Genomic DNA, 13,842 nt, shown 5'->3' on the forward strand with positions numbered 1-13,842 from the left:
GCTTTGTTAATGATTTTCGACAAGCAACCAGCATGCCTGTAATCATTGCCTCGTGCTTCAATTGCTCTGTAAGCCTGAGTTGTATAGGGCTTGTTCGCAGGCTCCCTATGTATCTTAGGAGTAAATCAATGATATGAATAAATCAGCTTATGTTAAACTGCGCCTAAATTCGTTGTTTAAATTGTAGAAAAGGCTCTGTGCCTTTTGAACCTAAACGGTAGCGTATTGATCCTGTTTAGGCCATTGAGATACATCTAACCTTATGAAATCAGTTGTAAATCCAAATTGTCAGCGCTTTAGTTCTATTTTGAAAGATGTGCCTGCTTTGTTTGATAGCAGTGATGCATCCATTCATAAAGCCCGGAATGAATTAAAGATAGTTGATTGCTTAGATGAATCATTGGTCTTGAAGTCTTTCAAAGTGCCTAACTTATTAAGGCGCTGTATCTATACCTACTTTAGACCGAGTAAAGCTGAAAAATCTTATCAGAACTCTCTGTTATTGGGTGACTTTACGCCAACACCAGTGGCCTATGTTGAGTACTTTGACGGTGGCTTAATCTCTAATAGTTATTTTATCAGTGAGCATTACGCGTATGATTTTACGATCCGTGAGCCCTTACTGGACTTGGATTTTCCGGATCGACCTGAAGTGTTTAAAGCATTTGCGAGGTTCTCTTTAGCGCTGCACGATGCTGGATTTTTCCACAAAGATTATTCGCCGGGTAATATCTTGATCCGAAAACTCGCTGATGGTGGTTATGAGTTTAAGATTGTTGATGTTAATCGCATGCTACAACTTGAGCTCGATGACGAAATGCGAGCACGGGGTTTTGAAAAACTCTGGGCGAGAGATGCAGATTTAGATGTTATTGCAAAAGAGTACGCTCAACATAGCACTGTTCCTGAGGATTTTGCAGAGCAGGTAAAGCTCTTCTCTAACAAGAATAAACGCTTTAAGAACTTCAAGAAGCGCTTAAAAGGTAAGCCCGTTAATGACTAATATCGACCATATCTCATGCGTTATTATCGTTAAAAATGGCGCAGAAACTATTGTTCCTGTTTTGGAGGCTTTGGCCTGTTTTACCGATGTGGTGATCTATGACAATGGATCGGATGATGGCACACAATCACTAGTTTCCAACTTCGAGAATGTGAATTTGGTTGAAGGGCCATTTTTAGGTTTTGGTGAAACGAAACAGCGTGCTGCTAGTTATGCTAAGCATGACTGGGTATTGTCATTGGATGCGGATGAAGTGCTTGCAGATGAGTTTATCTCCGCATTGGCACAACGCTCATTAGACTCTGATAAGGTCTATTCAATTACACGCAGTAACTTTTACAAAGAGCGTGAAGTTAAGCATTGTTGGGGCAAAGATGTGATCGTGCGTCTGTATGATCGTACCAAGACCAACTTTAATAGTAGTAAAGTGCATGAGCTTGTTGTCACCGATGGCTTCGAAGTCGAAAATCTAGCAGGTATCGTTCGTCACTATCCTTATCAGAATATCTCTCAGTTCATCGTTAAGCTTGATAAGTACTCCTCTCTTTTTGCAGAAGATAAGCAAGGCATAAAGAAGTCTTCACCGCTTAAAGCTAGCTTGAATGGCATCTACTCCTTCTTTAAAACCTATTTTTTAAAGCGTGGTTTTATGGATGGGTCTGCAGGATTGATTATCGCCTTTTCACATATGGCGACGAATTTTTATAAATATATGAAGCTGTATGAGCTGAATAAAGCAGCTAAAGACAATAGCGGTAGGGTAGAGAACGCCAATGACAACTAGTGTCTTAATTACTCGCCACGACAAGATTGGCGATTTTGTTGTTGCTCTGCCGATGTTCCAATGCCTAAAGGCAGCTAGACCAGAGCTGCGCTTGGTTGCTTTAGTGTCTAAGATCAATCTCAGTTTAGCGCAGCAGTTACCGTATATTGATGAGGTGATTGAGTATCAGTCTGATAATCTTGGTGCTACGTTATCTGCGGTAAAAAAAGCAAAGTGCTCTGTAAGTATCTCTGCGTTTATCGATTCACAATTAGGTTTTCTGTTATGGCGAGCGGGCATTCCTAAGCGCATAGGACCGGCGACTAAACTGGCTCAAATCTGGTTTAACTGTCGAGTTAAGCAGCGCCGTAGTCAGGTGAAAAAAACTGAGTTTGCCTATAACTTAGATCTTCTTAAAGCTTTCGATCACCAAATCGAGACAGGTATACAGGCGCCTTTGTTTGGTTTTGCTAAGGCTGATTCAATTCGGGCTTTGGAAGCATTTAATGCGCAATATCAGTTAGAAAATGACCGCCCCATCGTTGCTTTTCACCCGGGAAGTGGTGGGAGTACCGATGGAAACCTAACGCTGCAGGATTATATCCGTCTAGCTCAAGCAGTAATTAAGCAGAACAAACATAGGGTCGTGTTTACCTTCGGCCCTGATGATGAATCTTTAATTGCTGAAGCAGATGCTGCACTTGGAGATCAGGCGGTTTTGCACCGATCGCAGGGTAGCGTTTATGACTTTGCTCTGCTGTTGAGTAATTTCTCTTTGTTTGTCAGTACTTCAACTGGCCCTATGCATTTAGCCGCTGGATCTAATCTTAAAACCATATCCTTCTTCGGTGATGTAAAGGTTGCTTCTCCGGCTCGATGGGCTTCGATCAATCAACCGGAAAACCAGCATAACTTTACTGTCCCGCAAGATTATTCAGACAAGCTGTACTCTGAAATTGAAGAAGAATTACTTCAATTAACTGGGCAGGTTTCATAACTATGTGTTTAGAAGGAGAGCGTCTTGCCAGCGCCTAAACCTGGTTCTGAAGATGATCTACATCCGTGGGATCACTATTCAGATCAACCGCGAATCATCACAGACAGAGCTTATAAAAAGCGGATGAAGCGTAAGCACCTAAAAGACTACCTGCTTACGTTTTTGACATCTTGTATCGTATTTCCTATAGCTCTGATCGCTTGGCTCTTTAATCGAAAAGTGGAGCCGTCTTCGGCGCATTTCTTTTCTCTTTGTGTCAATTTAGACAAAGGGGAAGAGCAATATGCGTTGGTTGAGGAGCTGGGCTGTAAAAGCTTACAGGTACGATTTTTCCTGTCGGAGATGGATCGTATCGATGAGTATTATCAGTTTGTGGCGGGGTTTGGCGAGAAAGAAATTCTCTTAGTGGTAGTGCAAGATCGTCAGCATATTGGTGATCATCAACTACTTGCTAAGGATATGGCCAGAGTTTTTGAAGTTTTCTCACCTTTAGTAAAGCAGTTTCAAATCGGAACCACGATCAATCGTTCCAAGTGGGGCTTTTTCTCAGTAGCAGAGTACCTACATTTTTATCAGGTGGTGCAGAAGGTCCGAGATCAGCAGTTCCAGGGGTTAAAGCTATTAGGCCCCTCAGTTATCGACTTTGAATATCCTTACTTGATTAGAGCTCTGTTTAATGGCTTTAGATTGAAGTTCGATAAAGTGGCAGCGCTTCTGTATGTAGACAGACGTGGCGCACCAGAGAACCCGCAAATAAAGGTTTTTGATACCTTCAATAAAATTACGCTCTTGCACAGTATCGCCAGATTAAGCCCTAAAACGTCCAGTAAATTACTGCTGACAGAAGCAAATTGGCCTTTGTCCAATACGGCACCTTGGGCACCTACCAGTGAAACTGAGTGTGTAAGTGAAAGCGATTATGCTAATTTTTTGCTTCGCTACCATCTGCAGGCTATGGCTACTCAGAGAGTTGAATCTGTCCACTGGCATCAGCTTATCGCGCCTGGTTATGGTTTGGTTGATAGCCGAGAAGGTTTGCGTAAGCGCGAAGCCTTTTTAGTTTACAAAACCATGCTGGACGTTTTGGGGGATGTAGAAGTACATCAATACCAAAAACACGGTGAGGTATATAAGCTCGCTTGTAAAAACATTCAATCAAATAGAGATGTGATTGTGCTTTGGGGGAACGAGGTTGAGCTGCCTTTATTAGAGTATCTAAAGCAAGAAAATATCAGCGTTGAAAATAAGTATTTAATGGATAAGTCAGCTGCTACATTGAATAAAGAAACTGCCAGAATATCTGACAGTCCAATCTATATTATTGGTTAGATGGTAGCTGTGCACCGGAGGGATCCGATTCACATGCTTTTATACGTTCTGCCAGCATACTGGTTAATATCACCAATAATCCGGTATACATGATAATCCCTGTATTTAGAAAGATTACTTCTTGGGTGATATTTGCAATAAAGAATACGCACCCAAAAGCAGAAAGAGCAACAGCATAAGGGGCTACTTCCTTAGGGGCTTTTTTCCAGGTTTGTATCCCTAAATAGATTGGGAAGCCTAAAAATAGAATTACGGCAAGTAATCCAACCAATCCACGGCGAGCAAATGAGTTAACGTAAGTATTATGGGAATTGTCGAATTTAAGTAACTCTTGTCCATATCGCCCTGCAAGTACTTGTTGATCCTTATATGAATTAAAATCCGAATACCCCATTCCTAAAAGCGGCGACTGTTGGCCCGCCTCTAATGCTATTTTCAACTGTCCTAAGCGAATGCCGCTAGATGTATTTGTTCTAGAACCTTCATTAAAGGCTAATGTGTTTTCGATAGATTTTTGGAAACGTTCTTTAATGGAACTGTTATAAAGTGCTGTGGTTGAAAGTGTTATTAATAAACTAACGTAAACGGCTGCTTTTATTTTGCTTACCTTTAGTTCGGATAAATATAGGCAGCCAATTAAAAATAGGATTATTGGTATAGCGATGATGCTGCCTTTACTTTGGCTCAGAAATCCTGCCCATAGACCTCCTGCAGCTAGGCATACCAGAGGAATTAGAAAGGCCTTTTTTGTATTCCTTGTTGTAATGGCTAAAGCCAAAGCAACGGAAGCAATGCTAATTGCAATAGCGCTAAACTGTATAGGGTTAATGTCACGACCAGCTCTGTCGTAGTCAAGGATATAGATTTCGTATCCAGCCATCAGTAGAAGTGCTACAGAGCTTATAGTGAATGCTGTGACTATATATCGATATTCTAATCTTACGGCATTTAGAATAGGAATCAGCGGTATGAGTAAAAGAGCTTTTGCTGGTTTATCGAGAAGTCGAGCTTTTTCGCCAAATAAGAATACCTCTAAAATGAAGGCTGCAATATACAGGCTCAGGATGATGATAAGGCTTATCTCAAAACAACTTAGATGTATATTTTGGCGCACTTTTGGACTGATAAAAAATATGTATGAGAATAAAATTAGAGCGAAAAATATGTTGTAGCTATTCTGAAAGGTGACGGAAAAAACAATCAAGCCGCAGGTTGCAGCTGTAAGGTAATATCTAGCTAAGGCTAAAATGTCCATGTTTTTTAAGCTAGCTACCATTTGACTCTCGATTCTATATTGGTATTACAGTCTTTCTACTAACCTGCGGTTTATTTCTTAAGCCTCAAAAGTAGAGCTTATAAAGCGATGAGCAGGTATATCAATGAGGTATATTTTAAATGAAAGGGTGTCGAGATGTAGACATATTTTCGATTTCTTCTCATGCTTAGGTCTAGTCTGAGAGCTCTATCACTTTTATCTAGTGACGTTGTTTAGTAAATTCAGAACTTCTATAAATTGTTGTTGGCTGTCAAACTTGGATAATGCTTTCTGTCGACCTGATTCAGCAAATTTGTTACGAAGGTCTTCAGCCTCGATATAAGTAGCTAGTTTATTCGACAGATCATGTGAATTCTGGCTTTCAAACAATAAGCCATCTCGTTCAGGGGTGATTATTTCTAAAGGTCCGCCACTATTACTGGCTAGTACAGCTGTGCCAGTATGCATTGCTTCTACCAAGACCATGCCAAATGTTTCTTTATTAGTTGCAAGTACAACGCAGTCGCTTATGGCCATGAGGTCTTGAACATTGCTTACAAAACCAGTGAAAACAACTTGTGAAGATAGTTCTTTATCAGCAATCCGCTTTTTAAATTGTTTCAGGTAACCATCATCCATTGGATTGCCAATAAACATGACTTTTACATTGGGGTTATTAAGCGTTTGTAATGCGTCGATTAACAGTTCTTGGCCTTTAGCAGGTTCAATACGACCTGCAAGGGTTATGACAAAACTATCTGTAAGCTGGTACTTCTCTTTTAGAGCCTCTTGTGATGTTTTATTCAGAGGTTGGTATGTTGGAGCGCCGATATAAGAAACTCTTACTGCTGGTCTTATCTCCTGAGGAATGTACTGAGTAATTTGTTCTTGAACTTGCTTTGTTACAGCAATCATTAGATCAAGGTTTTTGTAGAGCCAGCGATGATAGAAGTCACTTTTGAAGCGCGTCATATTCATATGACGGCTTTGTACAAGCTTGGGCTTACGTTTACTTAGCTTTTTAGCCAACACACTTACAGGGAGATCTTTCGTCCAATGTAAATGAATCAAATCTATCTTGTTAGTATCTATGTAGGTAGCTAATTGCTTTGCATTTTTGAAAATATTTTTCCATGCATGTCTATGTAGCTGCAACATTTTCAGATCAACATTTTCAGATAGAGACGAAGCTAGCTTACCATTTTGAGCAACAGCCACATGAATGCCTATTTCGTTGTTTAGATAGCTGCTTAAGCGTTGCATATAAAGCTCAAGGCCTCCTAAATCGGGTGATAGGCATAGTTGTAGAATTTGCTTGCTCATTGAAGTTGTTCCAGAGAAAGTATTAGATTTTGGCTTTTTTTTGTTCGAAGTTAGTCTTTAAGAAGGTTTTCTTTCTTTGCATGAGTCCACTTTCCTCTCGGCTTATCGATATATTGGAAATGCTCATTGGTAAAGCTGCCTTGAATACAAGTGATCTTGTAATACCTGTGATTGACGCTTTCTTCACCGATTGCGTTATTAAATGCAGCAGGGCCAGTTAAATCATAGACGCCACGGCCAATGTTTCTGTCTTGAATGTTTTTGACAATAGTTTCAATTGTCTTGGTTAAGAAACGATTTTCAGGGGCGCTGGCAATGAAGTAGTTTGTGTAGTGCTCTTTGTTAAGAAGAAACACTTCCTCATCTTCCTCGTTGATCATTTTAGATATTGGCCAAACAGCATGAGCATCAATATCCATATATATACCACCGTGATGGTTTAGGGTGATCATACGCCAAAGGTCGGCTTGAGCAGCGCCATCAGTAAGCTTCTCATAAGCTTCTGCTATATCGGCTGAGGAATTTTCTTTGATAAACGTCAGGCGGTCTTCTGTGCTGACATAACGATATTCAAAATCAGGTGAAATCAAACGATTGAATAGGTAATTACAATAAACAGGTAAGCTTACACGGTTTGTGTAGTTAGTCTGCCAGATTATTTTTGGAATCTTTGTATCCTTCTTTGCTTTCACTAAAGGATTGCTTTGAGTTGGGATAGTGAAGCGCTTCTTAGGAAATAAAAAATGAAAAATAATAGAAAGCCCTTTCACCAATGCCCCGAAAAGTTTGGCAAGTCGATTAACTAGAATGATCTTTAAAGGCAATTTCATCTATAGTCCTACTACTTTGAGGATTTCTGATAAGGGCTTTCCTTGCCATTTAACTGTGTTTTAAATCGTTTGTGAACCCACATATATTGTGTTGGCGCTTTTCTTACACCTGCTTCGATGGCTAAATTCACTAATGTCGCGTCTTCAGTTTTATCCCCGCTAGGGAAGTTATCAACAGGGACAATTTCTACAATGTAGCCGGAATCGTCTTCTTTGCGGCGTTGTTGCATTGATAGAAGAGGGGAATTGTTTAATTTGACCATGCGAGTTGTAGCTGTCACGGTAGCTGCTGTTTGGCCAAAGAAAGGCACAAATACCGATGTTTTATGACCCATGTCTTGATCAGGTCCATACCAAACAACCTGGTTTTTCTTGAGACAGCGAATAATTTCTCGTAACTGTTTTCGCTCAATAGGGCGGCTAAACGAAGCACGCCCTTGGTGGATTGTTTTTTCCATTAACGGATTATTGTGTTGGCGGTACATAGAGATTAGTGGAGCGCCATGTCCAGAAAAGAGCATGCCGCCTAAATCTAAGTGAGAATAATGGGCGCCAAGTAAGATGACGCCCCGCCCTTGGCTCAATGCATCATCTAGTAATTCAAAGCCGCGATATTCTGTGCGCTCTTGTAGAGCTTTTTTGTTGCCCCAATATGACCAAGCGGTCTCTACTAAACCGATGCTGTTATTTTTGAACACATCCCTAACAAATTGGTTACGCTCCGTCTCGTTGAGTTCTGGGAAACATAGCTGGCAGTTAACATTCGTGATGTGTCGGCGCTTTGGCAGTAAATAGTAAAGAGCAATACCCAGAAGACGGCCGAAAGCTAAACCCATTTTAAAAGGCAGTAAAGCAAGCATTCTAAGTAGAAAAACACCTAGCCAAGTTGGCCAGTATTTGGGGGTTAAAAAGGATTCAGTTTTATTCACAGTCAATCAGATCTTGATCAATAAGCGGCTGATTATACGTGTGTCTTTGTTCGTCAGCCAGCGAGAAGGTTGGGGAAGTTAGATCGTCAGGTTATAATGCCGGCCTAATTTCTGAGGATTTATACTCATCTATGTCTAATAATGACCAAGAAAAAGGTTTGGGGATGAAAATTTATTTTCGTCTTTTGACCTATGTTCGCCCTTATTGGCTACCTTTTTTATTGGGAATCTTGGGATTTATTCTCTATGCCGGTGCTCAAACTGGTTTTGCTGCATTGATGGAGTATTTGATTGATGCCATCAGCGAGGCTAAAGAGGGGACATATATTTATGGTCCATTAGCTGTGATTGGCATTGCCGTTGCCCGTGGAATTGGTACCTTTATGGGTAATTTTTTTACCGCATATGTGGCGCGTAATGTAGTACATCAGCTTAGGCTTGTGATGTTTGATAAGTTGCTACAAATACCGCTGGATTATTTCCACAATAACTCATCAGGCCATATTCTTTCCAAAATTTCATACAATGTTGAGCAAGTAACAACGGCCGCTACCGATTCTCTGAAAGTGACTGTCCGAGAAGGTATGACAGTTATAGGCCTGTTTTGTTATCTGCTTTATCTGAATTGGCAGCTGACTCTTGTTTTTGTAGCGGTATCTCCTTTAATTGCTTTGGTTGTAATGATCGCATCTAAGCGATTTCGCCGTTTAGGCCATCGAATTCAAGATTCAATGGGGGATGTAACGCACGTCGCTTCTGAAAATGTTCAAGGCGTTCAGATTGTCCGTACATTTGGAGGCTGCGACAACGAACGAGAGCGTTTTGCGCAAGCTAGTGGTCAGAATTTGCGTCAAAGCCTGAAACTGGCGTTCACTGAAGGTTTAAGTGTTCCTATTGTTCAGATTATTGTTTCCAGTGCCTTAGCCCTCCTGATTTTCTTAGCTCTGCACCCAATGATGAATAACGATATGACTGCTGGACAGTTTATTGCGTTTATTATTGCAGCGGGCCTGATTGCCAAGCCTCTTCGTGCATTAACCGAAGTTAATAGTGCTATTCAGCGGGGTATTGCTGCTGCAAAAAGTATCTTTGAATTAGTAGATGAATCCGAAGAAGAAAACACTGGAAGTCTGGTTGCTAAGACTGATACAGGAAGTAGTCGTCTTGAGTTTAAAGATCTTTGTTTCTCTTATCTGCCAAATAAACCCGTCCTTAATCGTCTAAATCTTGAAGTGAAACCAGGGCAAACAGTGGCTCTCGTAGGTCGATCAGGTAGTGGTAAATCAACGTTGGCAAGTTTGATTCCTCGTTTTTATGAACCGACGAGCGGAGCTATTCTGCTAAACGGACATAAACTAGATGACTACGAGTTGGTCTCTTTACGATCACAAATCGCATTAGTGACCCAAAACGTTTTCCTATTTGATGGCACCATTCGAGATAATATCGCCTATGGTGCCGATTCGGATATCGGCGAGTCAGAGATTGTAGACGCTGCTCGTGCAGCCCATGTGATGGAGTTTGTTGAGCGAATGCCTGACGGATTAGATACACATGTGGGTGAAAAAGGTACCAAACTATCGGGTGGTCAACGTCAACGTATAGCGATTGCACGTGCCATATTGAAAAATGCCCCAGTCCTTATTCTTGATGAGGCAACGTCAGCCTTGGATACTGAGTCAGAACGTCATATCCAAGCGGCCTTAGAAAACGTCATGAAAGGGCGAACAACCTTGGTAATCGCACATCGGCTTTCAACTATAGAGTCAGCAGACCAGATTGTTGTGATGGATCAAGGCCAAATTATGGAGAAAGGGTCGCATGCGGAGCTTTTAGAGCAAGGTGGAATGTATGCGGATCTTTACCAGAAGCAGTTTACTGAAAATGACTGAGCATCTTAGTCACGGAGAAATTGAATGAAAATCAATATGCCACGTTTTGATAAAGCACAGGTTCTAGTAGTAGGGGACCTAATGCTAGATCGTTATTGGCATGGGCCGACCTCAAGAATTTCGCCAGAAGCACCGGTGCCAGTGGTAAAAGTTGAGCAGAATGAAGATCGCCCAGGTGGCGCTGCTAACGTGGCATTGAATGTAACTGCTCTAGGGGCAGGTGTTTCTTTAGTCGGTTTAGTGGGTAAAGATGAAGCAGGTGAAGCACTTCAGAAGCAGCTAACCTCAGCTCGAGTGAACTGTGCTTTTTCGATTACCGAAGAAGAGCCAACGATCACTAAGTTGCGCATTATCAGTCGTCACCAACAGTTGATTCGCTTAGATTTTGAAGAAGCTTTCTCTGCTGAACACAGCAAAAGTATCCAATCAGAATTAGAACCTTTATTAGGTAATGTTGGCGTGTTGGTGCTGTCTGATTACGGTAAAGGCACTCTGTCTGATTGCCAAGGTTTAATTAATGCGGCAAAAGCAGGAAATGTACCTGTGCTGGTTGACCCTAAAGGCAGTGACTTTAGTAAGTATCGCGGTGCAACCTTATTGACGCCTAACCTGTCCGAGTTTGAAGCAATTGTTGGACATTGTGCATCTGATGAAGAACTTGTTTCTAAAGGACAGGCGTTAGCGAAAGAGCTTGAACTAGACGCTTTGCTAGTGACCCGCAGTGAGCATGGTATGACTTTGATTCCTGCTGAAGGTGATGAAGTTCATTTCCCTGCGCGTGCGCGTGAAGTGTTCGATGTAACAGGTGCTGGCGATACAGTTATCTCAACACTTGCTTCAGCTTTAGCAGCGGGTGAAGAACTCACTAATGCAGTGGCTTTATCGAATATTGCGGCGAGTATTGTTGTTGGTAAATTGGGTACTGCGGCTATCAGCGCTCCAGAACTGCGACGTGCGGTGAGTAAAGAACAAGGTGCTGAGCGCGGTGTGGTGACCGAAGAGCAGTTACTAATTGCGTTAGCTGATGCTCGTGCTGCAGGCGAGAGTATTGTATTTACTAATGGTTGCTTCGATATTCTACATGCGGGTCATGTTGGTTATCTTGAGCAAGCAAGAGCCCAAGGCGATCGTCTTGTCTTAGCGATCAATAGTGATGAATCCGTTAGTCGCTTAAAAGGACCGGGCCGCCCTATTAATCCGGTTGAGCGTCGAATGGCTGTATTATCTGGTTTGGAAGCGGTCGATTGGGTGCTGTACTTTACTGAAGATACCCCTGAACGTTTGCTGGAACAAGTGAAACCGGATGTCTTAGTTAAAGGCGGCGACTACGGCATTGAAGGTGTTGTTGGCGGTGAGTTTGTGCGTAGCTATGGTGGTGAGGTTAGAGTGCTTTCTTTCCTTGATAACTGCTCTACTACAGCCATTGTTGAAAAAATTCAGGGCGATAGCGACGAATAGTCGGCTATCGCAATCTGGTTAAGCTAGCTTAGATCGAAAGTTTATTGAGCGCGGTATTAGCCGCGTTCACATTACTCGCTAGATGCTTGGGATTGATTGTGCCAATAATGGCTGATGTCACGCCAGGATGGGCATAGATAAAATCAAAACTTGCTTGAATAGGGTCTTGGCTTTGATCTAGGCAGATATGACCCGAAGCGAGTGCCTTCTTAAGCAGTATGCCTTTATTATTTTGGGCTGCATAGTCCAGTACCGCTTCCTCATCTCGATGGTTCAAATTGTAGGTCACCATCGCGCAATCAGATTTCTCTAAAGCTAATAATCCGCCTTCAACCGTTTTAGTCGACATGCCAGTCGCGCGGATCTTGCCTGACTGTTTTAACTCCTCTAGAACATCTAAAATGCCGTATTTGCTGATGATCTCTACATCATTTCCATCAGAGTGCACCAGTAACATATCAATATAATCAGTGTGTAAGCGTTTTAGACTACGCTCGACGCTGTATTGCACATGCTCCGGTGTGAAATTGAAGCCGGATTCACCAGTCGTATTGTCAAACTCTTCACCAACTTTTGAACAGATAACCCAGTCGTTACGCTGCCCTTTAAGCAAAGGCCCCAAGCGCTCTTCGCTATTGCCATAAGCAGGGGCTGTATCGATCAGGTTGATGCCTAAATCTTGAGCTTGTGCGATTAAATCAAGCACTGCTTTGTCATCAGGAATGGTGAACCCTGTTGGATACTTCACGCCTTTATCTCGACCGATCTTTACTGTGCCTAGGCCGATGGGTGAGATTTTTAAACCTGTTTGAGCTAGCTCACGTTTAATCAAAACTCACTCTCCCATAGAGGTTGTGCTGTTTCTGGCTTAGGAAGTACTTTTAGAGGTGAAAGGTCAGTATCAGACGATACTTTCTCGCATAGTGGTAGTACCTGATCAGCGAGATCGGGTGATAGCGCTAGTTTAGTTGGCCAAGCCACGATGCAATTGCCGACTTTCTGAGCAAAAGCAGAGTCGGGCCTTGATAGAGATGATTGCTTTGGTTCAGCACGATTGACATGGAATGTACTCCATTGAGCATTAGAAAGATCGACCCAAGGTAGCAGGTCTGTTAATGCCTTTTTAGCAAATTCAATCTGTTCAGTTGGAGTGCGATCTAAACCAGTTTCTGCCACATCGCCGCCAAGGTACCAAACTTGTTTGCCATCACTGCAAGGGTGTGTGGTAATCGTTGCCACCGGTTTACTACCAGTACCAATACAGTGGGCAAACGTAGGCAAATTATGATCGTGCTTGACCATTACCATATGCAGAGGCCGTTTTTGCATCTCAGGCTGCTCGAGCGATAATTGACTAGCAATAGATTCGTAGCCTTCACCTGAGGTCAGCACTAACTGAGCAGTTTTCAGTGTTAGGTCATGCTCCTTAAAGGTGATACTCTGAACCTGTTGATCCTGAACCTGGATTTCAGCTTGGTTTAGATCCGCTTTGAATATGCGATCTTCAACAGGTGCTCTCAGTGCATCAATCACGGTTGGTACGTTTAATACCAGTTCATTCAAACGGTAGAGAGACCCTTTAAATTTGGAATTGGAAAACACTTTAGGGCGATCTGATTTCGACACCTCTTCAACACGTCCGCGAAAGGCTTTGGTCGCAAAGAAGGTAGTCATGCGAGAGCCTAAAGAGCCTTTAGACCACATATAGTGAGCTTCAGATAAGACTTCTACCGAGGTGAGGTCTACTTCGCCGTTGCCATTTAGGCAATCACGCCAGCGTTGTGGCATCTCTTTGATTGTATTGGATGCTTGGGTCAGTACGCCGTTTAGTGCATACTTAGTACCGCCATGAATGATCCCTTGTGCGCGGATGGTCTGTCCGCCTCCTAAGGTGTCTTTTTCCAGCAAAATGGCATTTAAGCCATCTTTTACTGCTCTATTGAGAAGCCAAAGGCCAGCAACGCCGCCGCCCACGATTACGAGATCAAGTTTAAGTGTATTCATAGACGGCATTATAAGCATGGGGGCGCTTAGGAGCTAGCCGATGCGTGTTATACTAGTCG

Annotated in this window: 12 protein-coding genes; 6 read left to right on the forward strand and 6 right to left on the reverse strand. The window is 42.3% G+C overall.

Features of this window, described 5'->3' with window-relative positions; translation table 11 throughout:
- The first annotated feature begins 262 nt into the window (after window positions 1-262).
- Genes ACMXYU_RS01325 through ACMXYU_RS01340 form a run of 4 tightly spaced genes read left to right on the forward strand, consistent with a single transcriptional unit; the run spans window position 263 to window position 4,092 of the window.
- Window positions 263-1,003 carry a hypothetical protein gene (locus ACMXYU_RS01325; RefSeq protein ID WP_415899852.1) on the forward strand — a complete coding sequence of 247 codons (741 nt, stop codon included), beginning with the start codon at window positions 263-265 and terminating at the stop codon, window positions 1,001-1,003.
- A complete protein-coding gene (locus tag ACMXYU_RS01330) occupies window positions 996-1,787 on the forward strand; it encodes a glycosyltransferase family 2 protein (protein WP_415899853.1) in 792 nt (263 codons plus the stop codon). The genes ACMXYU_RS01325 and ACMXYU_RS01330 overlap by 8 nt, the downstream gene beginning before the upstream one ends.
- The gene (locus ACMXYU_RS01335) at window positions 1,777-2,763 is read left to right on the forward strand and encodes a glycosyltransferase family 9 protein (RefSeq protein WP_415899854.1); all 987 of its coding nucleotides are present in this window, start codon (window positions 1,777-1,779) and stop codon (window positions 2,761-2,763) included. The genes ACMXYU_RS01330 and ACMXYU_RS01335 overlap by 11 nt, the downstream gene beginning before the upstream one ends.
- Before the next feature lie 24 nt (window positions 2,764-2,787).
- A complete protein-coding gene (locus tag ACMXYU_RS01340) occupies window positions 2,788-4,092 on the forward strand; it encodes a hypothetical protein (protein WP_415899855.1) in 1,305 nt (434 codons plus the stop codon).
- Here ACMXYU_RS01340 and ACMXYU_RS01345 read toward each other — a convergent pair.
- The 4 genes from ACMXYU_RS01345 to lpxL form a co-directional block, all read right to left on the reverse strand.
- Window positions 4,082-5,368 (reverse strand): O-antigen ligase family protein, encoded by a 1,287-nt coding sequence (locus ACMXYU_RS01345; protein WP_415899856.1) that lies wholly within the window; start codon window positions 5,366-5,368, stop codon window positions 4,082-4,084. The two genes, ACMXYU_RS01340 and ACMXYU_RS01345, sit on opposite strands and share 11 nt — an antisense overlap.
- Window positions 5,369-5,563: 195 nt before the next feature.
- A complete protein-coding gene (locus tag ACMXYU_RS01350; protein ID WP_415899857.1) occupies window positions 5,564-6,670 on the reverse strand; it encodes a glycosyltransferase family 4 protein in 1,107 nt (368 codons plus the stop codon).
- A 50-nt stretch (window positions 6,671-6,720) separates the two neighbouring features.
- The gene (locus tag ACMXYU_RS01355) at window positions 6,721-7,500 is read right to left on the reverse strand and encodes a glycosyltransferase family 32 protein (RefSeq protein WP_415899859.1); all 780 of its coding nucleotides are present in this window, start codon (window positions 7,498-7,500) and stop codon (window positions 6,721-6,723) included.
- An 11-nt stretch (window positions 7,501-7,511) separates the two neighbouring features.
- A complete protein-coding gene (lpxL, locus tag ACMXYU_RS01360) occupies window positions 7,512-8,429 on the reverse strand; it encodes an LpxL/LpxP family Kdo(2)-lipid IV(A) lauroyl/palmitoleoyl acyltransferase (protein WP_415899860.1) in 918 nt (305 codons plus the stop codon).
- Between the two features lie 131 nt (window positions 8,430-8,560).
- Between lpxL and msbA the strand changes: the two genes are divergently transcribed.
- Complete coding sequence (gene msbA, locus ACMXYU_RS01365) at window positions 8,561-10,321, forward strand: lipid A export permease/ATP-binding protein MsbA (RefSeq protein WP_415899861.1); 1,761 nt, start codon at window positions 8,561-8,563, stop codon at window positions 10,319-10,321.
- A 24-nt stretch (window positions 10,322-10,345) separates the two neighbouring features.
- Window positions 10,346-11,779, forward strand: coding sequence for a bifunctional D-glycero-beta-D-manno-heptose-7-phosphate kinase/D-glycero-beta-D-manno-heptose 1-phosphate adenylyltransferase HldE (gene hldE / locus ACMXYU_RS01370; RefSeq protein ID WP_415899862.1), 1,434 nt, complete (start codon window positions 10,346-10,348; stop codon window positions 11,777-11,779).
- 28 nt (window positions 11,780-11,807) lie between these two features.
- On the opposite strand, the gene ACMXYU_RS01375 is transcribed toward hldE, so the two are convergent.
- Both ACMXYU_RS01375 and ACMXYU_RS01380 read right to left on the reverse strand, forming a co-directional pair.
- Window positions 11,808-12,611 carry an aldo/keto reductase gene (locus ACMXYU_RS01375; protein ID WP_415899864.1) on the reverse strand — a complete coding sequence of 268 codons (804 nt, stop codon included), beginning with the start codon at window positions 12,609-12,611 and terminating at the stop codon, window positions 11,808-11,810.
- Complete coding sequence (locus ACMXYU_RS01380) at window positions 12,608-13,783, reverse strand: FAD-dependent oxidoreductase (RefSeq protein ID WP_415899865.1); 1,176 nt, start codon at window positions 13,781-13,783, stop codon at window positions 12,608-12,610. Before ACMXYU_RS01380 ends, ACMXYU_RS01375 begins: the two co-directional genes overlap by 4 nt.
- Window positions 13,784-13,842 lie beyond the last annotated feature (59 nt).

It is taken from the genome of Neptuniibacter sp. QD48_11, from assembly GCF_047778095.1.
Lineage (GTDB): Bacteria > Pseudomonadota > Gammaproteobacteria > Pseudomonadales > Balneatricaceae > Neptuniibacter.

What these genes read in the sequence shown, in the direction of transcription:
- ACMXYU_RS01380 (WP_415899865.1), bottom strand. Translation starts at nt 13,783, where the DNA reads ATGAATACACTTAAACTTGATCTCGTAATCGTGGGCGGCGGCGTTGCT.
- msbA (WP_415899861.1), top strand. Translation starts at nt 8,561, where the DNA reads ATGTCTAATAATGACCAAGAAAAAGGTTTGGGGATGAAAATTTATTTT.
- hldE (WP_415899862.1), top strand. Translation starts at nt 10,346, where the DNA reads ATGAAAATCAATATGCCACGTTTTGATAAAGCACAGGTTCTAGTAGTA.
- ACMXYU_RS01355 (WP_415899859.1), bottom strand. Translation starts at nt 7,500, where the DNA reads ATGAAATTGCCTTTAAAGATCATTCTAGTTAATCGACTTGCCAAACTT.
- ACMXYU_RS01330 (WP_415899853.1), top strand. Translation starts at nt 996, where the DNA reads ATGACTAATATCGACCATATCTCATGCGTTATTATCGTTAAAAATGGC.
- ACMXYU_RS01345 (WP_415899856.1), bottom strand. Translation starts at nt 5,368, where the DNA reads ATGGTAGCTAGCTTAAAAAACATGGACATTTTAGCCTTAGCTAGATAT.
- ACMXYU_RS01335 (WP_415899854.1), top strand. Translation starts at nt 1,777, where the DNA reads ATGACAACTAGTGTCTTAATTACTCGCCACGACAAGATTGGCGATTTT.
- ACMXYU_RS01350 (WP_415899857.1), bottom strand. Translation starts at nt 6,670, where the DNA reads ATGAGCAAGCAAATTCTACAACTATGCCTATCACCCGATTTAGGAGGC.
- ACMXYU_RS01325 (WP_415899852.1), top strand. Translation starts at nt 263, where the DNA reads ATGAAATCAGTTGTAAATCCAAATTGTCAGCGCTTTAGTTCTATTTTG.